Annotated in this window: 18 protein-coding genes; 12 read left to right on the forward strand and 6 right to left on the reverse strand. The window is 36.2% G+C overall.

Going from position 1 to position 25,081, the window contains the following annotated elements:
* Positions 1-72 precede the first annotated feature (72 nt).
* Positions 73-186, forward strand: coding sequence for a hypothetical protein (locus AC4CU2_RS08360; RefSeq protein ID WP_010326689.1), 114 nt, complete (start codon positions 73-75; stop codon positions 184-186).
* A gap of 115 nt (positions 187-301) precedes the next feature.
* Here AC4CU2_RS08360 and AC4CU2_RS08365 read toward each other — a convergent pair whose 3' ends face one another.
* The gene (locus AC4CU2_RS08365) at positions 302-2,395 is read right to left on the reverse strand and encodes a TonB-dependent siderophore receptor (RefSeq protein ID WP_490768636.1); all 2,094 of its coding nucleotides are present in this window, start codon (positions 2,393-2,395) and stop codon (positions 302-304) included.
* Between the two features lie 408 nt (positions 2,396-2,803).
* On the opposite strand from AC4CU2_RS08365, the gene AC4CU2_RS08370 reads away from it, so the two are divergent.
* The 3 genes from AC4CU2_RS08370 (at position 2,804) to AC4CU2_RS08380 (ending at position 7,390) form a co-directional block, all read left to right on the forward strand.
* Positions 2,804-4,990, forward strand: coding sequence for a TonB-dependent siderophore receptor (locus AC4CU2_RS08370; protein WP_490768637.1), 2,187 nt, complete (start codon positions 2,804-2,806; stop codon positions 4,988-4,990).
* A 271-nt stretch (positions 4,991-5,261) separates the two neighbouring features.
* Positions 5,262-5,969, forward strand: coding sequence for an SDR family oxidoreductase (locus AC4CU2_RS08375; RefSeq protein WP_490768638.1), 708 nt, complete (start codon positions 5,262-5,264; stop codon positions 5,967-5,969).
* A gap of 362 nt (positions 5,970-6,331) precedes the next feature.
* Positions 6,332-7,390 (forward strand): asparaginase, encoded by a 1,059-nt coding sequence (locus tag AC4CU2_RS08380; RefSeq protein WP_087012958.1) that lies wholly within the window; start codon positions 6,332-6,334, stop codon positions 7,388-7,390.
* 119 nt (positions 7,391-7,509) lie between these two features.
* On the opposite strand, the gene AC4CU2_RS08385 is transcribed toward AC4CU2_RS08380, so the two are convergent.
* A complete protein-coding gene (locus AC4CU2_RS08385; RefSeq protein ID WP_490768639.1) occupies positions 7,510-8,208 on the reverse strand; it encodes a DUF1826 domain-containing protein in 699 nt (232 codons plus the stop codon).
* Between the two features lie 209 nt (positions 8,209-8,417).
* Between AC4CU2_RS08385 and AC4CU2_RS08390 the strand changes: the two genes are divergently transcribed.
* Entirely contained in the window at positions 8,418-9,071 is a 654-nt protein-coding gene (locus AC4CU2_RS08390; protein ID WP_490768640.1) for a HEPN domain-containing protein, read from the forward strand.
* Between the two features lie 145 nt (positions 9,072-9,216).
* Here the strand turns inward: AC4CU2_RS08390 and AC4CU2_RS08395 are convergent, their stop codons facing one another.
* On the reverse strand, positions 9,217-12,696 hold the full coding sequence (locus AC4CU2_RS08395; RefSeq protein ID WP_490768641.1) for an indolepyruvate ferredoxin oxidoreductase family protein: 3,480 nt from the start codon (positions 12,694-12,696) through the stop codon (positions 9,217-9,219).
* Between the two features lie 203 nt (positions 12,697-12,899).
* Between AC4CU2_RS08395 and AC4CU2_RS08400 the strand changes: the two genes are divergently transcribed.
* Together AC4CU2_RS08400 and AC4CU2_RS08405 are read left to right on the forward strand one after the other, a co-directional pair.
* Positions 12,900-13,838, forward strand: coding sequence for a LysR family transcriptional regulator (locus tag AC4CU2_RS08400; RefSeq protein WP_490768642.1), 939 nt, complete (start codon positions 12,900-12,902; stop codon positions 13,836-13,838).
* A 107-nt stretch (positions 13,839-13,945) separates the two neighbouring features.
* Positions 13,946-14,116 (forward strand): hypothetical protein, encoded by a 171-nt coding sequence (locus tag AC4CU2_RS08405; RefSeq protein ID WP_317455085.1) that lies wholly within the window; start codon positions 13,946-13,948, stop codon positions 14,114-14,116.
* Positions 14,117-14,538: 422 nt separating this feature from the next.
* Here AC4CU2_RS08405 and AC4CU2_RS08410 read toward each other — a convergent pair whose 3' ends face one another.
* The gene (locus AC4CU2_RS08410) at positions 14,539-14,733 is read right to left on the reverse strand and encodes a hypothetical protein (protein ID WP_438331022.1); all 195 of its coding nucleotides are present in this window, start codon (positions 14,731-14,733) and stop codon (positions 14,539-14,541) included.
* Positions 14,734-14,842: 109 nt separating this feature from the next.
* On the opposite strand from AC4CU2_RS08410, the gene AC4CU2_RS08415 reads away from it, so the two are divergent.
* Both AC4CU2_RS08415 and AC4CU2_RS08420 read left to right on the forward strand, forming a co-directional pair.
* Positions 14,843-15,064, forward strand: coding sequence for a hypothetical protein (locus tag AC4CU2_RS08415; RefSeq protein WP_490768643.1), 222 nt, complete (start codon positions 14,843-14,845; stop codon positions 15,062-15,064).
* A 556-nt stretch (positions 15,065-15,620) separates the two neighbouring features.
* Positions 15,621-15,770, forward strand: a complete 150-nt coding sequence (locus AC4CU2_RS08420; protein WP_490450548.1) for a hypothetical protein — start codon at positions 15,621-15,623, stop codon at positions 15,768-15,770.
* Between the two features lie 428 nt (positions 15,771-16,198).
* Here AC4CU2_RS08420 and AC4CU2_RS08425 read toward each other — a convergent pair whose 3' ends face one another.
* Positions 16,199-16,372 carry a VF530 family DNA-binding protein gene (locus AC4CU2_RS08425; protein ID WP_335999529.1) on the reverse strand — a complete coding sequence of 58 codons (174 nt, stop codon included), beginning with the start codon at positions 16,370-16,372 and terminating at the stop codon, positions 16,199-16,201.
* Between the two features lie 229 nt (positions 16,373-16,601).
* Between AC4CU2_RS08425 and AC4CU2_RS08430 the strand changes: the two genes are divergently transcribed.
* Both AC4CU2_RS08430 and AC4CU2_RS08435 read left to right on the forward strand, forming a co-directional pair.
* Complete coding sequence (locus tag AC4CU2_RS08430) at positions 16,602-17,534, forward strand: hypothetical protein (RefSeq protein ID WP_335999527.1); 933 nt, start codon at positions 16,602-16,604, stop codon at positions 17,532-17,534.
* An 8-nt stretch (positions 17,535-17,542) separates the two neighbouring features.
* A complete protein-coding gene (locus AC4CU2_RS08435; RefSeq protein ID WP_335999525.1) occupies positions 17,543-18,118 on the forward strand; it encodes a hypothetical protein in 576 nt (191 codons plus the stop codon).
* A 394-nt stretch (positions 18,119-18,512) separates the two neighbouring features.
* Here AC4CU2_RS08435 and AC4CU2_RS08440 read toward each other — a convergent pair whose 3' ends face one another.
* Positions 18,513-24,311 (reverse strand): dsDNA nuclease domain-containing protein, encoded by a 5,799-nt coding sequence (locus AC4CU2_RS08440; protein WP_490768644.1) that lies wholly within the window; start codon positions 24,309-24,311, stop codon positions 18,513-18,515.
* 209 nt (positions 24,312-24,520) lie between these two features.
* On the opposite strand from AC4CU2_RS08440, the gene AC4CU2_RS08445 reads away from it, so the two are divergent.
* Positions 24,521-25,048: a hypothetical protein gene (locus tag AC4CU2_RS08445; RefSeq protein ID WP_336000171.1), complete on the forward strand. Its 528-nt coding sequence runs from the start codon at positions 24,521-24,523 to the stop codon at positions 25,046-25,048.
* Positions 25,049-25,081: the final 33 nt, after the last annotated feature.

Genomic DNA, 25,081 nt, shown 5'->3' on the forward strand with positions numbered 1-25,081 from the left:
AGAACTGTATCTGTCCTTTCGTATAGGAAACCTTAGAATAATGAATATAGATAGAGCGTTGAGGTATTGGAAATGAACTTTTTACTGAAGAAAAATAGAGCTTGGTTTGTATTCTTTATCATTACTTTATATTCGTTTCTTGGATTTTTTCTTGGATTTATCATTTGGGAATACTTTTTGAAGTAAGTACATAGTAAAGCTAGAGAAAACTAAGGCAGCTAATACTTCAAAAAGTGATCTGAATCTTACTTTCTGACTACCAGACTCAACTCATAGCGAGACAAGTCTGGTTGTATAAACCTTAAAACTTCCATTGCACCGAGACAGATGCATTTAAAGGATCGCCGGGTTGAATCCACATATCACTATAACTTGCAACATAGTACGTTTCGTCTAAGAGATTGTGCACATTGAACTGATAACGTAGCTGATCTGTTGGCGCATAATAAGCATTTAGATTCAACAAAGTATACTCAGGTAAGTTGAAGTCATTATCTGTACTGTGTCCACTACGTTTGCCCACATAGATTGCAGTTGCACCGAGCCCAACTTTGTCTGCATTAGCAAGGGTCCATTCATAGTTGCTACTGATTGAGCCGCTGTGCTTCGGCACATTGCTGAGTCGTGAACCTTTAGCAAGACTTTGGTCTTTTTCCACTTGAGCGTCTGTGTAGCTATAATTGGCACGTATAGCGAATTGATCATTGAGCTGTGTTTCTAAATCGACCTCTAGCCCCTTACTTGAGACTTCTCCAGCGGTGATTTGATAGTTACTATCTGTTGGATCTGTGGTTAAAACATTCTCTTTATCCATTTTGAAGAGGGCTAAGCTCAGCAAACTCTGTGAGGTAATCCGATATTTCCCACCAATCTCATAGCTTTTGCCTTTTTCAGGATTAAACACATCGCCATTTCGGTCCATGCCACTGTTGAGCGCAAAGGATTCTCCATAGTTGGCGTACCATGACCAACGATCATTCAGTCGGTAGTTTAAACCCAAGCGTGGACTGGTTTGTTGTAAATCCTTTTTACTGGATGTATCTGTAAGTTTATTTTGAAAGTCTTGAGTGATGTGATCAAAGCGCGCACCAAACAGCACACTCCATTGATCATTGAGGAAAATTTGATCTTGTAGATTCAGTGCAAAATAGCGTTGCTGTTCTTCGGTGTTAATGAAAAGTGGAAGCTCGGGTAAGTATTGTCCATAAATAGGAGTATAGATATCAATACTATTTGGCACGCTACTGCTGTGGTTTCGACGCAGTTGTAATTGACGATACTTCATCTGCCCAAGTTCAGTGCTCAAAAGTACTTCATGACGGGCCCAGTCTTGTTGGATCGTCCCAAGAACTTCAGTTTGAAAGAGAATGTCATCACTTTTATTGTCACGGTAGCGACGCTGGCGCTCTAATGTTCGTCCATCACTTTGAATACGACGAGGTTCACTGGAAAAGCCTTTGAGCTGAGTATCTTTCACACTAAGAGCATTATTCATTTTCCAGTCATCATTAAACTGATGTGCAAGTCGAAGCTGATAGAAATGATCTTTTTGAATATGATCACCATCATCAGGTTCGCCTGTAAATGTTTTAGGGTCCATCACAAATTGTTTTTGATAACTACTTACACCACGGTCGAAGGTTCCATCTTGTCGGGTAAATTCACTGTCAAAATCTAATTGAGTTGAATCTGAAATTTTCCATGTGAGTTGAGGGGAGAAAAACCAACGCTCACTCTGCACATGATCACGAAAACTTTGGTTATCTTCATGTGCGACAGCAATACGATAAGCCACAGCATCACTGATTGGGGCAGTATGTTCAAAACTAGCACGGTATTTTTCTATACTATTGGTACGTAAATTCACTTCTGAAGAACTTTCCCATTCGGGCTTTTTAGTGTTGATATTAAGTAAACCGCCAGCTTCCCCGCGACCATAGAGCGCAGCCATTGGGCCTTTTAAAAAGTCGAGAGATTCAATATTCACCATATCTCGCGGAGCACTGAGTCCACGGTTGACACTCAGACCATTTCTGATGATTTGCGCCCCAATATTGGGGTCTGTACTAAAACCTCTAAATGAAAAGTTATCCCAAAAGCCGCCACCATAATTGGTTTGATTATAGACCCCACTCACTTGTGTGAGTGCATCGTCAATACGTTGCACATCTTGTTGCTGAATTAACGCTTTGGATAACACACTTCGACTAAATGGCACGTCTAAAATGTCATGGGAAAACTTAGTCATTGCGGTGCTTTGTTGAAGGTTTTCATCCTCAGTTTCGGCTTGTAGTTGGATGGTCTGGAGTACTTCTGCTGAAGTTTCCGCCCAAGTGAAAGAACTCAGCAGGCTTAAATATATGCTTGAGGAAAAAAGAGAGAATTTATTCATCATGAAGGAGAGTAGCTTAGATTTTGTATTGTTATGTTATAACATTTTAATGGTTTTGTAGTTAAAAAATCCCTCTAAATTCAAAAAATGGTTTAAAACATTTAAATAAATCAACCTAAACTTTTAGGTTCCAATCCACAATACACTGTTTCAAGTCAGCTAAAGTCCCAATACCATATGCTGTATCAAATACGACTGAAGATATGGAACGCAGATCTAAGTTATAATTTAAAAGCATGTGGTTAAACTATAAACTCAATTTCGAAATATGAACGCTCAAAGCTATCTCCCAATAATTTAAAAAAAAGCTGAGATATGTTGAATAATGTGCTTGTTCATTTTAAGAAAATTGTGAATACTCATGCCGCAAAATTCAGGCTGTAAATTTATCTTTTGGGGTTAGCAACGACTGTGAAAACGTATCAATTTTCTCGTTTACAAAAAGCATTATTGGCGGTTGGTTCATTTTCATGTCTAGGGCTTAACTCGGTATGGGTACATGCGGCAGAAGAGAGTGATGTGGAACAACTTGCAACCATTACAACCACTGCTCAAACTGAACAACTGGCTTATTATCAACCCAAAGTTAATTTGCCTGGGTTTGGTCAGCAAAACCTTGCAGCCATTCCTGCATCTATTCACACCGTTACTGCTGAACTGATCGCAGATCAACATGCGAAAACACTGAGCGATGTGGTAAAGAACGATGCGTCCGTTGGGGATGGCTATGCACCCATTGGTTACTATGCAAACTTTGTGATGCGTGGATTTAGCTTAAATGCGGGATCAAGTTATTTACTGAACGGTAATTTGCTACGCGGTGAGCAAAATGTAGCGCTTGAAAATAAAGAGCAAGTTGAAATCCTAAAAGGCATGAGTGCGATTCAAAGCGGTATGTCAACGCCAGGCGGTGTGGTGAACTATGTGAGCAAACGCCCCAAAGATGTCCAGTCTTTAACCCTTGAAGCAGACAGTCATGGCGGCAGCCGTGTGGCGACTGACCTTGGTGGATGGTTTGGAGACAATCAACAGTTTGGTTATCGCGTGAATGCAGCTTATGAAGACATTCACCCCTATGTTGAACATGCCGATGGAAAACGTTTGTTTGGTTCCTTGGCTTTAGACTGGAAAATTTCAGATCGTTCAAAACTTGAATTTGATCTTGAATCACAGCGTCAAAAACAGCGTTCGGTACCCGGTTATCAGCTACTTGATGGTAAAACTGTACCGACAGGAGTGAAATGGGATCGTTTACTGGGCTATCAAAGCTGGAGCAAACCTGTCACAAATGAAAGTCTAAATACGAGTCTGAAATACAGCTATCAAATCAATGATAACTGGAGCGGCAATCTGTCTGCTTCACAAAGTCGTGTAGTTGTAGATGATTACTCAGCCTTTGCTTGGGGGTGTTACAGCAGTGTGTGTCAAACTTCTGGTTTAGGTAATAGTTTTGACCAAAATGGGAACTATGACATTTATGACTTCCGCAGCCCAGATGATAGCTATTTAACCAATCAATTTAAAACAGGCTTAAACGGAAAGTTTAACACTGAAGCATGGCAACATAACCTGAGTTTAGAGCTATCCCATGCTTATAAACGCCATACTCAATATGATGCGATATATTTACCAGTAGTTGAGGGCTCTGAATCTACAGGAAATATTTATAATGATCCTATTACCTATACGCCTACGGATAAAGTCTTAGGTAATCATTACAAATCTTTAGATAGTCAACAAACAGCACTCAACCTGTTGGATCAAATCGAATTTAATGATGCTTGGTCAGTTTTGCTGGGCGGTAAGCTTTTGCATTTAAATGAAAGTGCCTATGCTGCTGATGGCAACAGTATTCGTGACACCGACGTCAATCGCTTCTTGCCACAGTTGGCATTGATGTATCAGCCTTGGCAGAACACTCATCTGTATGCTTCGTATGCCAAAGGGATAAGCGACGGCAGTCAAGCGCCTGCATATACAGATAATGCTTATGTTACCTTAGCACCAAGACGTTCAACTCAATATGAGTTAGGTCTGAAACAGCAATGGCAAGAGCTACTGTTTACTGGCGCTTTATTTGACTTAACACAAGACCATCAATATACCAACTTAGACAATTACTATGTCACCGATGGTGAACAGCATAATCTAGGTTTGGAATTGGGCTTGCAAGGTCGTGTTGCTGAAAATCTAGATATGACATCGACTTTGGCTCTGACCCGTTCACGTTTGGAAGATATACAGGTCGATGCTTATAAAGGACATCAAACTCAAAATGTACCGAAGGTTCGTTTTGCCAGTCATGTGTCTTATCAAATGCCTCAAATAGAAGGTTTACGTTTACTCGCAGGTATGCAATACAGCAGCAGTAAATACGCCAACAAAACGGGGACGGTTAAAGTTTCAGGCTATACCGTATTCGATGCAGGTGCAGCTTATAACTTCCGTGCTTATGGTTATGACAATATGCTTCGCCTGAATGTGGACAACCTGTTCAATAAAAAATATTGGCGAGATGCAGGAAGCTTCTTCGGGGATGACTATTTATTTCTGGGTACACCGCGTACAGCACAATTTTCATGGACTGTGAACTTCTAAATAGGCATCGTTAGGTTTTCTAAACTCTCCAATGTTGGGTCGTAGGAAAACCTATTGCTGGTAAGACTCATGTGTTAGTTGTGGGCTTATTCATAGGAATAAATGATTAAAGTTGAATAACTCTACAGAAATAGGTTTGTATAGAAAACTTTTACTGCACTATGATCAAAGCGAATTCTTAAGCTTGTGAATCAATATTCAAAAGCAAACTTTGAAGGTTTGATCTCAAGCATTTTTTACATTTTGTATTATCATGATATAGGAACATTTTATGTTTAATAAGAATAAACGCGCAATCGTGGTTGGTACTTCAAGAGGGATTGGTCTAGGTCTGGTTCGTGAGCTGCTTAATCAGCACTGGCATGTTATTGCGACCATCCGAGACATAACCCAAGTCTCTACAGGGTTGAATCAACTGCTTTCTGATTATCCAGACAGACTTGAATTAACTGAATTAGATTTAAATCATGTGCAAACGACAGACCGTTTACTCAGTAAATATCATGAAAGATCCATCGAACTACTGTTGGTTTCTGCGGGTATTCTTGGGCCAGAACATCAACGCGTTGAACAATGTACACCCAATGAGATTGCCAATCTATTTTGGGTAAATAGTATTGCACCCGTGACAATTGCGAGAAAACTTCTTCCTTTGATGAAAGAAAAGAGTGTCATTGCATTTATGAGTTCTCGCATGGGAAGCGTTGCTTTAAACGATGATGGAAGTATGGAGCTGTATCGTGCAAGCAAGGCTGCTCTCAACAGTATCACACGTGGCTTTGCAATAAATGAGGCAATTCCTGCCCAAATAGGCGTGCTGAACTTACATCCAGGCTGGGTGCAAACTGAAATGGGCGGAAGCCATGCACCCATCAACGTAAAAGAAAGCACAACGGGCATTGTACGTGTGGTTGAAGATTTTATTGGTAAAAATGAACAACAGTTTGTCGACTTTCAAGGTTATGAAATAACGTGGTGATAACCACAGCTTAGTTATGAAATAACGTGGTGATAACCACAGCTTAAATAATGCGATGCAGTTTCTCATTCTTTGAGGGACTGCATATTGCTTTCATCCTAAATAAAATAACAACTTGCTAAAAAGTGCGATAACCATTTAAAAATAGTCGTACCGTGTTTTGAATATTTTCTTGCAACTGTTCTGTATTGGGTAAATAGGACTCATCTCAAAACTACAAGAGATGCACCATGATTAATTGTATTTAAGAAATGTGATGGACAAAAAACACAATTTCTACATCTATACAATCCTATCTTTTTCCAGTAATTTTACTATGGTATGAAAAATGCTAAGAATAAAATGACTCAAAAGGATGACCTATGAAAAAAACGATTTCAGCTTTAACACTCAGTTTAAGCCTATTACTCCCATGTGCAGCATTTGCCAAAAATAATGTCGTTGTTGTCGCTACTGGTGGAACGATTGCAGGTGCTGGAGCAAGCTCTACCAATAGTGCAACCTATACTGCGGCAAAAGTTCCTGTAGATGCATTATTAAATGCGGTTCCCCAGATTCAAAACCTTGCCAATGTAACTGGTGTGCAGGCAATGCAAGTTGCATCAGAAAGTATTACGGATAAAGAATTATTATCCCTTGCACGTCAAGTCAATGACTTACTTAAAAAGCCTGATGTTAATGGTGTCGTGATTACACATGGAACTGACACACTAGAAGAAACAGCTTTCTTTTTAAATTTAGTGATTCATTCAGACAAGCCGATTGTATTGGTCGGGTCAATGCGTCCAAGTACTGCACTTTCTGCTGATGGCCCGTTGAACCTTTATAGTGCGGTTGCACTTGCTGCCGACGATAGTGCAAAAGGTAAAGGAACTTTTGTGCTCATGAATGACGACATTTTTGCAGCACGCGATGTTTCAAAAACAATTAATATCCATACCAATGCATTTATGAGCCAATGGGGAGCGCTCGGAACCTTAGTCGAAGGAAAACCATATTGGTTTAGAAATACAGCAAAACGTCATAATAAGAGCTCAGAATTTAATATTGAAAATATTAAAGGCGATAGCTTACCGCTGGTACAAATTGTTTATGGTTCAGGCAATATGTTGCCGGATGCATACACGGCTTATGCGAAAGCAGGGGCAAAAGCTATTATTCATGCAGGTACAGGCAATGGTTCTGTAGCTAATTATATTGTCCCGACTTTAACTGACTTGCAGAAACAAGGTGTGCAAATTATTCGTTCATCTCGTGTACCCCAAGGTTTTGTTCTTAGAAATGCAGAACAACCAGATGACAAATATGGTTGGGTCGTCGCACATGATCTTAACCCGCAAAAAGCTAAATTACTTGCTGCACTTGCTTTAACAAAAACAAAAGATGCAAAGGAAATCCAACGCATTTTTTGGGATTACTAAACCCAATAACTGTGAACTCGCACAGTAATGCTTTTCAGCTAAGCACCTTAAAAATTTAAGGTGCTTTTTTAGCGTCTATTAAATAGATTAAATTCATCGACTCTATATTGAATAAATATTTAACAAATCAACAGTAATCTATACTCACCATCTTTTTCGACAGGCGCTCTATGCACACAAGGCAAGACCTGTTGCGTCGGATGATCTACCGCCAAGCGCCAAAGATGTCCTAAGCCTAAATTCACAGGTTTTACATTTGGTTTAGACTGATAATGCAAATCAAAAAAGTACTCTTCTAGGAAAGCTTCAAATTCAGCTTCTGAGCCGTCATGTAGTTCCTTGAGTTTTTCTCTGATTTCTGGAAGCAAAATCTTTTGTTCTACCTGATCATTGGGCACGATATCACTTGCAGCGCCGTGGTAGGTACATAAGAAAGTATCTGTTTCAATCGGTGAACGATCTATATGAAACGAATATACATCTGTTGAAATAAAATCTAGCTCGTCATCTCGTTCATAACATTTTAGTAAATTAAGTGTAGGGGATGCACCGAAATCAGTTAATAGCTGTATATCTTTTAAAATGATTTCCCTTGCGAGATTCCCTTTTTCTGAAAGTTGTAAAGCTAAAAGATCGTCAACGGAAACTTCTGTAATATTCTCTTTTAACTCAAGTTTAGCCACAATTTCTTTAAAATCACCAATCAAATCTCTATGCCAACAAAGTGCATTCATTTTTCCTTGAAATTTGGAGTTTACAAGTTCAGAGAAAGAAGAAACTACACTAATTTGGGAGTTATTAGAAAACGGATTTTTCATAGCAGACTTAAATAATAAACCATACGCAATATTATACGCTTAGCATCAAAAAGAAGGAGAATGGTTAATGATACTGGGAGACTCATCAAAATTCTCAGTATTTCATCAAGAACTTATGACAACGTTGTGCATGCTACAGTCTTTAGATATGCTATTTAACACAAAATGAAGCTGTGTAGCTTCAGAATGACTTAATACTTGAGAAGAATATGACCCAAAAAATACTAGATCGCTTTTCTTCATTAGTAAATGAAGGTAATTTAATTTATAAAAAATTTGAGAGTAGTGGATCTGGCTATAATGCAGAACTAAATTCAGATTTTATTGAATGGCAAATGAAATCTAAAAATATTTTAAATATTACTTGTGGTGAAGAATCACATTATTTATCTCAGTTTAAAACAAATCTTAAAGCAGGAATGGGGGATACCAACATATCAATATTAAATCGTCTAATTCCAATTTTAAGAGCTGCTGAAGACGATTTAAAAAATGGTTTTTTAATTACTATCAAACAACTAGTTCAAGCTGACGTCTTTGATAGTGAGTTAGAGCAAGCTAAATCACTTTTGCAAAATGGCTATAAAAATGCTGCCGCAGTAATTGCTGGCACTGTATTAGAAACTGCTATAAAAGAAATATGTCTTAATAATGGTATTGAATTAGATAGAAAAAAATTAACACACTTAAATGATGAACTTGCTAAAGCTGGTATTTACAATAAGCTTCAACAAAAACAAATTACTGCTTTAGCAGATATTAGAAATAACGCTGCTCATGGTGATTATGATCAATTTACCCAAGAACATGTTGAGCGAATGATTGAAGATATTGAAAAATTTTTACTAACGTATTCATCATAAAAAGAACCTTCGCTATCTAATGATGGATTCTATTTTCGAATCAGAAAAATAAATATGAAGTAGCTGTACCTGATCTATAACCTAGTCTTAATACAACCTAAGCTTGATCCTGTATCAGCTACTTATTTAGATAAATCTATTTCCTTTATTCATGTTCTCTACGAAGACTCAATGAAAGCTCATCCCAACGTTGTATTGCTGCATCCATCGCTTGCATTTTGACATGACCAAAACCGCGTACATCCGCTGGTAATTGAGCGATTTGCTCAGCAACTGATAAGTCATAACTTTCAGGTGCAGAACTAATAGCTTTGACAAATGCGATATAACGATCACGCCACGCATGTTCTTTTTGACGTTCTTGATGTAAAGCAAATGGATCAAGAAAAGTTTCTCTGAGCCACTGTAGGCGAGCAAGAATCATCATCGGAATACGCATCCAATATCCGAAATCACGTTTGCGTATGGTGCCATGAGCACCCAAAGCTGGCGGTGCTAAGTGATAGGTTAAACGTAGACCTTGACCAAACTGCGTTTCAATAGATTGTTTAAAGCTTTTTCCTGTGAGTAAGCGTGCAACTTCATATTCATCTTTATACGCCATGACCCTATAGAGCTGTGTCGCAATGGTTCCAGCGAGTTCTTCTGGTAATACTTTGGCAGCTTGTTCAGCAAGATTTCGATACTGATTTGCATAGTCTTGATTCCAATACTCGACCAGACGAGCTGAACGATCTTCAATGAGTTCAACCAACGTGGTTGGTTTACGCGTTGTTGGTATGGTTGCAATAATGCGTTTGGCTAAGTCAGGGTCACTCATCAAATGACACCCGATACGGAAAGCTTCAAGGTTTTTTTCAGTAGCCGTACCGTTGAGGTGAATTGCCTTTTCAATACTTTCGCGTTTAAGTGGTATCTGACCTGCTTGCCAAGCCATGCCAAGTAAGATTTGATTTGCAAAGATTGCATCACCTAAAACTTGTGTGGCAATACGTGTTACAGGTAAAGATGTGAGTTTGTCCTGTGTAGTTCGACCACGAAGTCGGTGAATCAAATCTGTAATTGGCGCATACCAATCACGAGACTCAAGGAAATCAGAAGTAGGGGAACCATCTTCATTGACAATGACAACAGCATCCGCTTTTAAGCGAGAAAGTGCCGCATTGCTGCCTGCGACAATGGCATCTGCACCAATTAAGAGATCACATTGTCCTGCAGGGATTTTGGTTGCGGAGATTTGCTCATCTTCTGTAGCGAGTTGTATGTAGGAGTAAACCGTACCACCTTTTTGAGCAAGTCCAGCCATATCCATGATACGTGTAGCTTTACTCTCCAAATGAGCAGCCATTCCCAATAAAGCACCCGCTGTAACTACACCTGTACCACCAACACCGCCGACCAAGATACGGATGGGCTTTTGATCAAGTTCAGGAAGGATAGGCTTTTCTGGCCAGCCAGCTTCTATACCTTTGAATATTTCTGGACGTTTCATATCACGAGTATGGACTGTGACAAAACTTGGACAGAAACCTTCGACACAAGAAAAGTCTTTGTTACAACTGCTTTGATTGATTTGACGTTTCGTTCCTAATACTGTTTCAACAGGTTCAATTGATAAACAGTTCGATTGTTTAGAACAGTCACCGCAACCTTCACAAATCTCACTATTGATAAAAACCCGTTCAGCAACATCAGGATAAGCATTGCGTTTGCGACGGCGACGTTTTTCACTGGCACAGGTTTGAACATAAATTAACGCTGTAACTCCAGAAATCTCACGTAATTTGCGTTGCACATCATCCAGCTCATTTCTGTGATAAATCTCGACATGAGCAGCAATACCTTCTTCGGCATGAATCAGCTCAGGTTCATCCGTGACGATGACTTGTTTTGTGATACCTTCAGCATCCAATTGTCGGGTTAACTGTGCCACGCTAAGATGACCATCGACATGTTGTCCACCCGTCATTGCCACTGCGTCGTTATAGAGAATTTTGTAGGTCATATTGAGTTTTGCAGCGATCGCTTGACGTATGGCAAGATAACCTGAATGGAAATAGGTTCCATCGCCTAGATTGGCAAAAATATGCTTTTCATTGGTGAAATGAGAAGCACCAGCCCAACTCACGCCTTCACCACCCATTTGCGTGAACGTTTCTGTGCCATGATCTTGTAACACGGCAATATAATGACAACCGATCCCGCCCAGTACACGACTGCCTTCGGGTAACTTAGTTGATGAGTTGTGAGGACAGCCGCTACAAAAGAAAGGTTTACGTTCTGCAATATCTAAAACACGCCGTGACTCGTGCTCTGCTTTTTGTAACAGCTCAAGTCTATTTTGAATTTGCGTTTTTAAGCTTTCTGGAAGATCTAATTTTAAGAATCGAGCAGCCAACATTTTTGCAATCGGTTCAGGTTGGAACTCATAATGACCAATCAAAGGCGCTTCATCAATCGATGTACTCCATTCACCTTTTCCATCACTCGCTTTACCGATGATACGCGGGCGTTTGCCATCTGGAAGCGCATAGAGTTCATCTTTAATCTGTGCTTCAAGAATAGGGCGTTTTTCTTCTACAACGATCAGTTCTTCTAAACCTTCGGCAAATTCACGCAGACCTTGCGGTTCTAAGGGCCAAATTAAAATAACTTGATACACTCTCAGTCCGAGCTGTTGAGCCGTTTCACCTTCAATTCCGAGAATACGTAATGCTTCAGTCGTATCTAAATAACCTTTACCACTGGCTGCAATACCAATACGCGCATCAGGACAATGCCATGTCACTTGATTCAGCTCATTTTCACGTGCATAAGCCAATACAGCGGGCAAGCGATATTGATAAAGACGTTCTTCTTGTTGAATGCCGTGATCTGGCCAACGAATGTTGACACCATCTTCAGGCATTTGAACATTTTTGGGTAAAACAGGAGTGACTCGATCTAAATCCACATGAACAGAAGCCGAAGTTTCAACGATTTCACTAACTAACTTCATCGACGTCCATACGCCCGCAAAGCGTGACATGGCGACCGCATGTGCGCCTAAATCCAGAATTTGTTGTATTGAAGTCGGGTAAAATATTGGAATGCCACAACCAATCATCACGTGTTCTGACTGGTGTGGAATACTTGACGATTTACAAGAGTGGTCATCACCAAAGAAGGCAACCACACCACCTCGTTCTGATGTTCCTGCAAGATTGGCATGACGCAGAACATCTCCAGAACGATCTACCCCCGGGCCTTTGCCATACCACCAAGACGTTACACCATCATATTTACCTTGCCCTGCGAGATTGGCTTGTTGGGTACCCCAAATTGCAGTAGCAGCGAGATCTTCATTTACACCGGGTTGAAAAACAACATGATGGTCTTTGAGTATGCCTTCAACTTGCCAGAGAAAATTATCATAATTTCCGACAGGGGAACCACGATAACCTGAAATAAAACCAGCAGTATGATAACCGTTTATAGTATCCCGCCGTGTTTGTGCGAGTGGTAAACGCACCATGGCCTGAATACCTGTCATGTAAGCAGTACCGTCATCACTGAGATATTTATCTTCAAGTGACACATCCTTGGTTGGAATTTTATTTGGGGTAAATTTTGTCGCTATATTCATTTATATCTCCTTTGAATTTTGTAGATCGAGCTACTTTCTTTTCTCAACATCCCGTTGAATATTTGGAGTAAATGACATACTCGAAAAAAGATTGATCAGTTCAACTTAAGACAATGAAACTGTTCAATGTATGTACATTAATGTCATTGTGGGTGATCCAGACTGGTGCAACAATGCGTAATTAAGAAAAACATATTTACGTTATGCGCAAAAATCTTGATGGTGGATTACTCCATGCAATGCATGCTTTCCTAAAAGTCATTGATAGTGGAAGCTTTACGGCTGCCGCAGAGCAGATGGAACTGACAACAGCGCAAGTGTCCCGACTCATTAGCGAGTTAGAAGGGCGATTAGGCACAAAATTACTACAACGATCGACCAGACAGCATGCGTTGACCGATATTGGTGCAGCTTATGCAGAGCAATGTCGTCAAGTACTCGCAATGGTGGAAGAGGCTGAAGCTCAAGCCATGGGAATGGCAAGCAAACCGCAGGGCAAGTTACGTGTTTTGAGTATGGCCAGTTTTGGTCATCATTATGTATCTCCGATGCTAGCCGAGTTCTGTCAAACCTATCCCGAGCTTACGGTTGAATACCGTACTTCGCAGAATGTACCAGACCTTTTAGCCAAAGGAATTGATGTCAGTTTATATCTCACTGAATCTTTGGCCGACTCAAGATTTGTTGCTCGCCGAATTGGAACAATATTTTCATTACTCTGCGCATCGCCAGCCTATTTAGAAAAATATGGCGAACCCAAATCATTAGATGACCTACAAAAACACGCATGTTTAAAATTGGTGAATCCATCTATTACACCGCAATGGCATCTAGTCAGTGAAAACAGTTGTTCATATCAAATCGATATTACAGGGCAGTTGATTGCTGACACACCAGAACTATTATTAGACATGGTGCAACAAGATATGGGTATCGCATTACTTCCAACTTTTGCTGTGATTGAGGCTATACGTACTGGGCGATTGCGCCGTGTTTTAGCAGATTGGAGATCACCTGATATTGGTGTTTATACCTTACTACCATCGCGTCATTTTATAGATGCTAAAACAAGGGCATGGTTAACATGGGTTGAGCAGCATATTTCTCCTAAAATTCAAAGTGATACAGACTATTTTTTATAATGCCAATTCATGATTCAAAGAATTAAAGAAAATATTCAATAAAAGGTAGGTTTACCATGAACCACAGTCCATAAATAAGATACCGGTAAAGATCACTGGAGATATTGATGGTAAGAACCACTAATGACTTAATTTTTTGCCAACTATGTGATTCAGGCGAGAAAGAATTGAATTTAATTGTTGTTTGCGAAAAATCAGTTTTTATATGCAATGAGTACTTAAAGAAACGCCGAGCTGAACAAAAAGAAGCTGGAATTGTTATAGATGAGTCGGAATAGGCACATATACAAAACTGGAAGCTATGACAGATCAAAGGGGGTTTTAACCAAGACTGACAATGTATACATGCGCGATCTACTGGAGACCGTGCTAGAACAACTGCAAAATTCAGAATTAGATAACGATAAAGAAATAGATCAGCTCAAACAGTTTTTTATCAAGTTAGATCATCACATCGATAGGTTGCGTGCGTAGATTTCGGCATAACGTATATTATGTTCATTAGCGTACTCGGCATTGTGAATATAATTTTACTAAGATTCACAATGTCGAGCTGTAGCACCAACTGAGGTTGCGTAGGCTACAGTCTTGGATATGCTATTTAACATAAAATTACGTTATGCGACATCGAGCGCAAAAGAAAAGGGCTTACCACAAGCCCTTTTTTCATAATTCTAATAATCAGGATCGACATAAATAATTAGTCGTCTTTTTTAAGAACTTCGCTTCTGTACCTCAGAACTTCGTCTGCTGTCAGGTTTTTTAGGTGATATTTGATTAGAGCGTGTATTACATCTGTCTCTTTCATAATGGTTTTTTTATTGACCACGAACTTCATCAAGGCTTCTTTAACTTCCTCAACTTCATCAGTTCTCAATTTATAGACTTTGCTCATAACTAAGTTACCAAGTAGATTTTTTTCATATTAACAATATTTAAAGGTTGACAAGTTTACTTTAAAAAAACCATAATTCTTTAAACAAAGTTAAAAAGTAACTTTTCTAATGAATGACAAAGAACAAGCTTTCGAAATCGTCTCTAAAATTATCTTTGACAGGGCATGTCAGCTCATTGTTGGGGGAAATCCTGCTTACGAGTCTGAGTCGGTTCTTTTTCACATTGAAATGTGCATGACAGAGTGGGGCTACCGTTCTGCCAAAGTTGCTGAATACTGCGATTCAATAAAACAAGAAAACGATTTAATGCGTTCAATGGGGATCAAGTAATGCCTGAATTAAATTGGTCACTAAACCGAAACTACATTAACGAAATTGATCTGCCTGAGAACAAAAAACAATCGAATACAGCGAGTTTACAGTGGGGATTGAAAACCCCCTCTAATAAGATGCCGGTAAAGATTTGGAGAAATAATGAAACATGATGCTCACGTACTGAAATTTAAAATGCAATATTTTCCGACTAAGTTGTTTTTCCTTAGCATTTTTGCATTTGCTTTTTTTGGATTCCTTCTTGGTCATGGCTTGGGTCTTAATTCTTGTTTATCGCTTATTTCATGAAAAATCGGCACATTTACAAAACAGTCAGCTATGACAGATCAAAGGGCGTTTTAACCAAGGCTGATTATGTGTTTATGCGTGAATGCCTAGAAAAGCATTTAGAAAACATGCAGTTATCCAATGAAGATTTAGCTCGAGAGATTGACACTTTAAAGGTGCTTTTTATCAAATTGGATCATACAATAAATAGGCTGTAATGCCGAACTAGCGGCTTATAACATGCGGGTTACGATTGACTAAATTTAAATCAAAATAGGGTGTTTTTATGTTTGAGACTGTTTTTATTTCTGACCCTAATTTTAAATATACTCAATATTTTACTTTTGAGAATTTTTTATTGGCTTTCTGTGTTGCTGTTACTATTGCTGCAATTTTTATTATCATTCCTGATATTTTTACAGATGAACAATTATAAAGCTCACGGATTTCGGCATAACGTATATTATGTTACTTAGGATACTTCACTGGAGAGATTAACATTGAGCTGAATCTCTCCAGTGAAGTTGCGCCAACGGCTGAGTTATGTAGGGCGCAATCTTGGATATGCTATTTAACTTATGTTCACCTAGAATCTAGTTCACAATTAAATTTATGTTTAATAAACAATAAATTTAATTACTTAGAGCACTAAAGTGATAAATTATAAAATATTTGGTTCATGAACCTAGCTATGAATACATATTCTCCTACTAAAAAGATCTTAATAATAGACTCAGTTTTTCTGGGAGAGTGGTGGCGGGCCACCACTAATTAAAAGGTGTCTACAAAATTGGTGGCTATTCAATAAGTGTAGGTTACTATTTGGTATGAAATATTATGCTGAGACTAGGGTTTTGATAGCTACTAATTCTGTTTGGCTTTTTGGCGCAAGACATACAGATATAAGCTTTCTACTTTGTCACGTGCCCATGGTGTGGTACGTAAGAATCGCAATGATGATTTAACACTTGGATCTATGCAAAAACATCTAATTTCAATTTTACGGTTTAAGCCTTCAAAGCCACCGTAGTAATCCAATAATTAATCCAAAATGTCAGCAAGTTTTTTGCCGTGTAAAGGGTGATTGGAGGTGTTCATAATAGATCAACCATATTTCGGGAGGCCATTATTATAACCTGAGCCAGTTAGAAAATGAGAGGACTGGAATTTAAACGTAATTAACATAACAAGAAAATGGGCTATTTCAGGTGTATCAGATTTATCGTAAAATGAAGATATGCTACTTCAGAATGAAAAAGGTATATTAATGTTTTCAGAATATAATCAAATGATTCAAAATATAGATGAGTTAATTGGTTTTTTAAAAAGTTTAGATATTGAGGCAGCATTAAGATCCTACTTAGAACGAGATTATTTATTAGCTAATCAGTATGTTGAAAATTATAACAATAATTTAAATAATGATTCAAATACAGATGGTCGTGTTGCATTAATAGGATTATATGAATTATATAAATGGATTTGGTCTATAAAGGAATCCAAAGATTTTAATATTTTAATCCCGCACTTAAAAATGTTGTCTGAATCAGCTATAAGAATTAACTCTTCTACAGATATGTATAATCCTGTGACTAAAAAACAGGATGATAGCACCAATAAATTAATCGAAACAATTGTAGCTATGTTTGCTATAAAAATTGGCTCAAATGTTGATTTAGATGATCCTGTAAAATCATCAGCTGGTCTAAATCCAGATATTATGTTTGATTACTCAGGTAAAAAAATTGCTATAGCATGTAAGACCTTAACATCAGACAAACCAAAAACTTTATTTGATAATATAAAATCTGCTATTAAACAAATAGATAGATCGAGTTGTGATATAGGTTATATTGCTATTAATGCAATGAATATCCTTCCACATAATAAAATTGACTCAAATATATATTCTGATATTGAAACCCCGATGAACTTACTTAGGGGAGATTTACTTAAAAATACGGATATCATTAGATCCGAATTTAATTTAGAAATAGATGAAATATTTTCTACATCTAAGGCTCGCCCATCGATCATATTTTTTATTCATGGAAATACTAGATTAAAAAATTCATTACTTGGAAATATTTCTACGATCTTAAAAGGAACTTATGTGGATAATATTTCATCTAAAATAAATATAAATCAAGATATTGATTTTTTATCAAAAATAAATGAATTCATACATAATAGACTATAGGAGTATATATGGAACAACAAATTAATAATGGGTATGATTTTGGAAATGCTCATGATCCAAATATTTCGATACTTCTAGCAACAACTTCTGATGAATTAGGTAGTGTATTAAGAGCACACTTTTGTTTAGAAGAGTTCCTAGATGTTTGGTGTAATACTATTACTGGTGTTAAAGATTTTTTAGATATTGGTTTTATTGGATTTGATAAAAAACTAGCTATTGCTAAAAAGTTGGGACTTGGTGACGATCAAGCTTTAGCATTTAAAGAATTTAATAAATTAAGAAACTCTTATGCTCATGATAGTAGCTTTCAGTTAACTAGAGAAAAATTAAATAGTCTAAAGAATAATGTAGACAGTATTGTTGCTCATCATAATGGCGAGGTACTACCATCATGTGAAAGTCGATATTTAGAACTTGAAGGTAATGGGAGAAAAATTACATGGAATGCAGAAGATACAACTGATCATGAAAGATTTATTCTCTTATATCTTCACCTAAGTATGAAATTGTATTATCGTTTTAGTTATGACTTTTTAGAACGAGGCATCCCATTTAATAAATTTAATCAACCTGCTAGTTAACTGATGAAAAGAGTCCACGTTATCTAATGATGGACTCTAGTCTCAAATTTAAGACTTTTATCAAAAACTACTTCATCAATTTTTTGCTTTTGTTGTGAACAATCATCATGTGTAGCAGGTCTTTCAATTGCTCTCGCTTTTTACCATCAAAACGTTAAACTTCACGAAAGAGAATTTTAAGGTCGCCATTCAAACCTGATTCCTTTACGTCAAATAAAACCATATCAGAACTTACCCGTTAATCTTACCTAAAAACCATAGGAACTCAAAATAGAATTTCACCCAAGCCTTTGGAGTTTAAGTAACTATTTGGACTGTTGTTCACCTAATTCCGTAAATATATTCAGCAAATATGGTATGTGATTTCATATTAAACCTACTTTTCATCAAATAATTAAATTTCAATAGTTAATTCTTCAAATTGAAATTCACTATAATCCCGCTCTTTTGAAGCAATATTTACCTTACATACATATTTAAATTCAGTTTCAGTATTTCCTATATATTGAAAATATTGTGGAGAAAGTAGTGTGTAAGTCGCACATTTGGGTTTCATTTTTGAAGGATATGACCTTTTCCACTCATCATTCCAATAACCTGATACACCAAATTCCATATCATTTAATAGATATTTAATAAGATTATTATCTGACTGACCTATAATTTTCACTTCAGTGTCAGGAATGATAGGGATGTATATACCTCTTGAATCCTGTTCAACAGACCAATGACCATATCTATGGTGAGGGAAAGCTGTTCCAACAAAAGAAAAATTATCTGAAGTTATGGCCTTAGATTTAAGATATCTGTACTCTAAATTTCCTTCTAATAACAAGCCAATAGAAACAATTTTAGATCTTTTAGCTGCTTCATTTTTATCATTTATTATCGTGCAAGTGATATCTAAGTGCAAATTAGGACTAAATTCTATTGGGAAGGATAATGCTCCCAGAACTTGACCTTTATTGCTTGCATTGCAAACTTTAATTAAATTTCTAAGATAATCTTCGAGAGCTTCAATACTGTATTCATTTAGGGAATCCCACTTTGTAAACCATGGTGCTCTAGATGGTAAGAAATTTAAATATGCTGTTTCAAGTGGTAAAGCTTTTATTGAATAGAAATTAGCATAATCTTCGGGCATTCCATAATGTCGTTTAGCAAACTCAAATACTCTTAAATATGCAGACCTAGCTCTATGAGTATTTAGTGTATAAAACTGACCTGTGTTATCTCTTTCTAAAAAATATCGATATGTGTCATGAAGTCTAGGCTTATTAATAAACGTTTTGTTCCATTCATGCTGAAAATCTTCAGTCAAAGGAATAGAATACTTTTCTTCGAGATCTTCGCAAGTACTCAAATATATAAGTGGAAATTCAGTTCCAAGGTTTTTCCTGAAATTTGATTCTCTTTCAATTAAGTCTGAATTAATATCAAAGTTTCCTTGGTAATAACCGTAGTTGCAAGTTTTAAAGTCTATAGCATTCAATAATTGATCAGACAAACCAGATCTAGCAAATACATATTCTCCTAGAGAAATAGTTGGGTGATAACCTTTCTGACAAGCCATCCAAAATACACATAAAATTTCGATAACTTCGGACTCTAATTTCCTAGACTTCAAACTCTTCAATAATCTATCTTCGATGATTTTCTGAGTGTCATTTACAGCTAACAGCGTAGACAGTTCACTTGCCGTCCATTGCTTAATGCTCGTGAACGGCCACTGTAACCTAGTGACAAGTAAAGAGACGGATATTTCATGTTCATCTAAATTTTGATCCCAATTCCAATTTAGGCTCTGTAAATTCAAATTCCGAGTTTCTTCTTTTAGAACCTCAATCATTACTTCAATAAATAATTTGACTTCTTCTATACGATCAAGTTGTATTAACAGGTAAACTAATCGGGAAGATGGAATTACAAGTCCTATATCTAATCCTTTGTCATCTTGAGTTGAGCGTTGAATGAAATCATCTGCTTTTTCTTTATATTCTTTAGCAACAATATCTAAACGTTTGAAAGTGTGTTCAGTAGACTCAAACCAATGATTAAACCAACCACCTTTATTTGATTGGGCTTTAATAAGAACTTCAAATGCAAAATTTTTTCCCCTAGTAGATTTTGTAATTTCATAGATAGGATCAAGTAGTAAATTTTCATCTTTATTATGTAGATCATTATCTTTTATATAATTCCAAACATATTTAATGAAGTCAGATTTTTTTACTTTAGGTTTCCAATATTCCATCCACGGCAGTAAATGATCTCTGTTTTTATAATCAGACTTAACCAATGTCAAAAAATCAGGAAATTTTTCTAAGGGATAGTCCTCATAACTAATAGTATTGGGAATTTCATTTGTAGATGAATTTTCAGTCTTCTTAATATATTTAGGAAGATTTTCCATTCCATTGTGATCTAATGCGATATTAATTAACTCTTTCGCACGGTCTATATCTGAATTATTTTGTAATGCATATAGATCATCTTGTGAAAGCCCAGTTCGGCAAATTGACTCCCAAACAGGAGACGACAAGTTTGGTAAATTACTTAATATTTGATGAAAAGAATTTTCTGCATTGTGCCAATCACCATTTTGAACCTCCCATTCAAACTTAGAAGTCAAACACGATAAATCGAGGCTAGACAAAAGTTTTGTATATTGTGGTAGGGCATGTCTAGTTTCTTTACCATCTGTATATTCCAAAATTTGTGTTACTTCTGAAGAGATTTCCTGTAAGTAGAAAAGAGCCTCTCTTGGATGTTTTTGAGATAGATACTCAATTGAATCAAGTACTTCAAAGACACCCACATCTTTTCGCCAACCATAACCTAAAATTAAATCCCAACATTGATAAGAATATCGCTCGATATATTCTGGTTTCTGATGAAGTAATGCAATTTTTGCTAAATTTGAAAAATAATCACATCTTTCATTAGTCTCCTGAATTTCTTGAGCAAATTTTTTATTTATAATTTCAAATAAGTATTCAATAGTCTCATTATCGAAATACTTAATGTTTTGCTCGGCATACCACTCAATAAACCAATAAATATTAAAATATTCTTTTTCTTCTACACCTTTAAAATTAGACAGGGTAATACTTTTTTTATTAATGATTAAATTTAGAGTTAAGCAAATCTCAAACCAATTGTTTTTAAATCGGTTTAACTCTCCTTCATCTTTATAAGTTTCATGAATAGGAAGATCTGAACTATTTAATAATGAATATACTTCTAAAAATTTAATTTCTTCATTATATTCAATAAGTTTTACGACATGGTCACCCATTTCGACTAATAAGTTATACAGAGGGGCTTTTACAGAATTACTATAACTTAATATAGAAAGATGGCAGAAACTTCCTTGGGATGCTAAGTGTTGGAAGAAGTTCTCAAAAAAGTAATCTTTATAATTAAAGACTAGTTGATCACTTTTAAATATTAGATAGTGTTCTTCATCTTCATCTTCATCTTCATCTTCATCTTCATCTTCATCTTCATCTTCATCTTCATCTTCATCTTTGCAAATTAAATAGCTTTGCTTGAATAAATTATTTTCTAAAATTTGAACAACTTTTCCTAGAGGGGATGCCTCGAACAATGCTTCATTTTCTAAACATCCAAGTTCAACTTCCTGAATAGAACCTAGATTTATTATTTGCTCTGCTATCATCTTCTGGATGTCTTCATTCTCTATTACATTGAAAACATCTAGCAATTGTTCAAAATTATCATTCAAACAATTTATTTGGCACAACAATGTTATCCATTCTTCATTCCACGTTTTAATTGAATCTTTTTCGACAAGAGAAGGAATATACTTATCATCATTTAAAATTTTAGCATGCAGCATGAGTTTTAAATTTTTATGATAAATATCATCATGTTGATGACCATTGTGCAAACGCTCTTCACTTAGAAATCTTTCACGACACCAGTTTGCAATTGATAAAGCTTGGGGCTTATCATTTCTATACCATAAGGCTATTGATAAAATTCCTAAATCAGCTACTGAAAGTTGGTGACGTAAGGAAATTAACTCATTGATTGCAGACTGAGGGGCAGTGGTTAGAAATATAATTTTTAACTGGTTAAAATCAGTTAGTTGATATTGAGGACCGTTTAATAAACGTGTTTTTATCGATCTATGTTTGTATGCTTCAGCATACTGTCGATCTTTAAAAGCAACCGTTTCAGCTTGAGTTAGTAAGTCAATAAAAATTTGGGGATCATAACCTTCTACTAATCGCTCGATAATCCAATCACGTGTTAGGCCACTTCTTAAAGGGCTAGTATTACCATGTAAAGCATGGCAATACCATAACCATCTCTGTTTTAATGACTCGGGTGCATCATGCTCAAGCCAAGTGCATAGAGGTACCAATAATGATTCAATGATTTCATCATGGTTATCTCTACTTTTGACAAAAACACTCAAGCTTTCATGAAATGGTCTTAAACCAGCTAAAGATTCATGGAGCAAAAAAATTACTGAATTTATATCTAACAATGAATCAGAAAAAATTTTATTAAAAGAAGTTCTAGGCCAGAAAAAATTAAAATTGACAATAAGGTGGAGTATATCTCTTTGCTTATGATTTAACTTATGCCAAATCGATAGATAATACTCTTGGATATCCCCACCACTATGCATAGGAAGCTTATTGATTTGCCACTCATTAATCGGAAGTAGGTTAGTTCTTAGATATTCACAAGTATAGATCAGTTGTAACGGATAACCATGTGTAGAATTTAATAGTGCTGAAGAAGCTTTAGCGATGATTTCATCTTTATTTCCAGAATCATTCGTTATTAATGCTCCATCTTTTATTCTTTTAGTTACATAAGCTGAAATGGCATTGCCAGACATAGAGGGAAGGTATGTCCAATTACTCTTAGGGCATAAAGTTAAAAGTTTTTTTGGTAGATATTCATCGTCTACAGGTTGTGTACCAATAATAATTTTAAGATTGTCTGGTAGTGGTAATAATGTTTTAAAAATCTCCTCTAATGGATTGATATTTCTATTATTATCTCGACAAACGTGATCTAAACCATCAATAATAAATATGAAAGGCTTTCCAATTTTTTTATAGTGACTTCCACATTTTTCAAGAATATTTGTTAAATTTTCAGGTTGTTCATGAGATGAAATCTTAACTTTATGATGAAATTGTCTGATTTGTGAATAAAGTGATTCAGAAATAACTCTTAAAGAAAGTCTATCCTGTGTTCTATCATGGGTAGAAATAAAATAATGATGTCTGATATAGGGAATTTTCTTATCTTCTAATTCATTACAAAGGTAACTCAGATATGTACTTTTACCTAAGCCCGGGCTACCAGTTAGAACATGTATATTTGTTTTTGCTTCACCAATTATTTCACTAACAAAATTTTCATGAAAACTTTCATCTGGCAACACGTAATCATCTGAAATATAAAAACTCTGAGGTATAGGTTCAGGTCTTTTTGTATGGATAATTGAACGTAATATGTCTAAAGTAATCCAACCTTGGGGGGCTGGATAATTTTGAATTGTTGCCCATTTCTTAGCCTCATATAAGAGACGTAAACATCCTATTTCATCACTAACTTTCATTAGAGAATCTTGTACCTGATTTTCGAGTACTAAATATATGGGATCATCATAAGCAACTTTTAAATTCTCAATAAAGGTTTTAGCTTCACCTTTACTACCTAACTGCTTTATGATTTCGTCCTGAATATTTTTAGGTATTAATTCAAATTGAAGATAAGAAGTTCCTTGAAAGCAAGGCTCTACATCTCGTGCAAGACGCTTATTTGTTACTAAATTAATTGAATTTATTTGATCTAATGGTATCCGTTTGTAGGCATCATATATTTTTCTTAAAATACTTTTTGAACGTTCAGTTTTTCCTGACTTTTTAAGAATCCAATCCCAAGAAAATTCGTTTTCTTCTTTTTCTGGAGAAGGTGAATATTTGACTTGATAGTAGTCATATTTATTATCTTTTCTGACACAAATTACGTCATCTAATGCCTGCGGGGTATCGTCATTATCATCAGTCGCTTCAAATAAAATCTTCTGGTATTTGTCTGGGAAATTCAGCCAGTCAGCAAGAATACTTATGCCGAACAAAGTTTGATAATCATAGCCTTTATAAGTAATTGCAGTAGTTTTAATATTATCTTTAAGCATAAATTGGATAGTTTTAAGAAAATCTTTAATGTCTAAAGTATACCCATTTTCATCTTAATCCAATATTAGAATTCAAGTAAAAGTGGAATATTATTAATTAAAATCAAGTCAGTATACTTAGAGAGATAGGGGGAGACATCATTTTTCATCGTTGTTTCGAAGATAACCATATATGATTTCTGAAAATTTCATCATGGTAGCAATAAAGCATGGGCACTTTACCAAAAATTGAATCAGTACTGTTAGAAATCCATCAAAGTCTTGGTGGTAATAACTCATATTCGACAGTTCAAAAGAACAAATTTGCTACTGGGAAAATTAGTATCAGTAAGCAATCTGATATGATGAAAACAATAATCTTATCTATTTTTGAAAAACTTGAAGTTCAACAAGATTCTTTTGATACCATTTGGCAGCCACTAACTAATATTGCAAACGCCTATAAAGGTCTTGAACTCAAAACTTGGACACTAGATGCTGATCAAAAACAAATTAATTGGATGCTTTTAACGCATTTTTTAGTACCTGGTTTTGCACGATTTTCTGCATTTCAAGCTATTCAGACTCCTTTTGATAAAGGTATGCCAGGAGGCCGTTTCTGGTATTTACCTGAACTGGTTACAAGTGATGGTGATAAAAATCTAGTTTTACCAGTTCCCCAAGTTATTGACTGGTTAACAGATCTCTTAGGAACAGATGTAGGCAATGTTGCCAACCAGAGCCTAGATATAGACTGAACCGTACCGGGTTTGTCGGAGAGTCAATATTCT

It is taken from the genome of Acinetobacter sp. 797_lipA (assembly GCF_058243025.1).

Excerpts from the sequence above, each read along its gene's own strand:
- AC4CU2_RS08440 (WP_490768644.1), bottom strand. The coding sequence starts at position 24,311 with ATGCTTAAAGATAATATTAAAACTACTGCAATTACTTATAAAGGCTAT.
- AC4CU2_RS08435 (WP_335999525.1), top strand. The coding sequence starts at position 17,543 with ATGGAACAACAAATTAATAATGGGTATGATTTTGGAAATGCTCATGAT.
- AC4CU2_RS08365 (WP_490768636.1), bottom strand. The coding sequence starts at position 2,395 with ATGATGAATAAATTCTCTCTTTTTTCCTCAAGCATATATTTAAGCCTG.
- AC4CU2_RS08445 (WP_336000171.1), top strand. The coding sequence starts at position 24,521 with ATGGGCACTTTACCAAAAATTGAATCAGTACTGTTAGAAATCCATCAA.
- AC4CU2_RS08375 (WP_490768638.1), top strand. The coding sequence starts at position 5,262 with ATGTTTAATAAGAATAAACGCGCAATCGTGGTTGGTACTTCAAGAGGG.
- AC4CU2_RS08390 (WP_490768640.1), top strand. The coding sequence starts at position 8,418 with ATGACCCAAAAAATACTAGATCGCTTTTCTTCATTAGTAAATGAAGGT.
- AC4CU2_RS08410 (WP_438331022.1), bottom strand. The coding sequence starts at position 14,733 with ATGAGCAAAGTCTATAAATTGAGAACTGATGAAGTTGAGGAAGTTAAA.
- AC4CU2_RS08430 (WP_335999527.1), top strand. The coding sequence starts at position 16,602 with ATGTTTTCAGAATATAATCAAATGATTCAAAATATAGATGAGTTAATT.
- AC4CU2_RS08380 (WP_087012958.1), top strand. The coding sequence starts at position 6,332 with ATGAAAAAAACGATTTCAGCTTTAACACTCAGTTTAAGCCTATTACTC.
- AC4CU2_RS08400 (WP_490768642.1), top strand. The coding sequence starts at position 12,900 with ATGCGCAAAAATCTTGATGGTGGATTACTCCATGCAATGCATGCTTTC.
- AC4CU2_RS08385 (WP_490768639.1), bottom strand. The coding sequence starts at position 8,208 with ATGAAAAATCCGTTTTCTAATAACTCCCAAATTAGTGTAGTTTCTTCT.
- AC4CU2_RS08360 (WP_010326689.1), top strand. The coding sequence starts at position 73 with ATGAACTTTTTACTGAAGAAAAATAGAGCTTGGTTTGTATTCTTTATC.
- AC4CU2_RS08415 (WP_490768643.1), top strand. The coding sequence starts at position 14,843 with ATGAATGACAAAGAACAAGCTTTCGAAATCGTCTCTAAAATTATCTTT.
- AC4CU2_RS08405 (WP_317455085.1), top strand. The coding sequence starts at position 13,946 with ATGGTAAGAACCACTAATGACTTAATTTTTTGCCAACTATGTGATTCA.
- AC4CU2_RS08420 (WP_490450548.1), top strand. The coding sequence starts at position 15,621 with ATGTTTGAGACTGTTTTTATTTCTGACCCTAATTTTAAATATACTCAA.
- AC4CU2_RS08395 (WP_490768641.1), bottom strand. The coding sequence starts at position 12,696 with ATGAATATAGCGACAAAATTTACCCCAAATAAAATTCCAACCAAGGAT.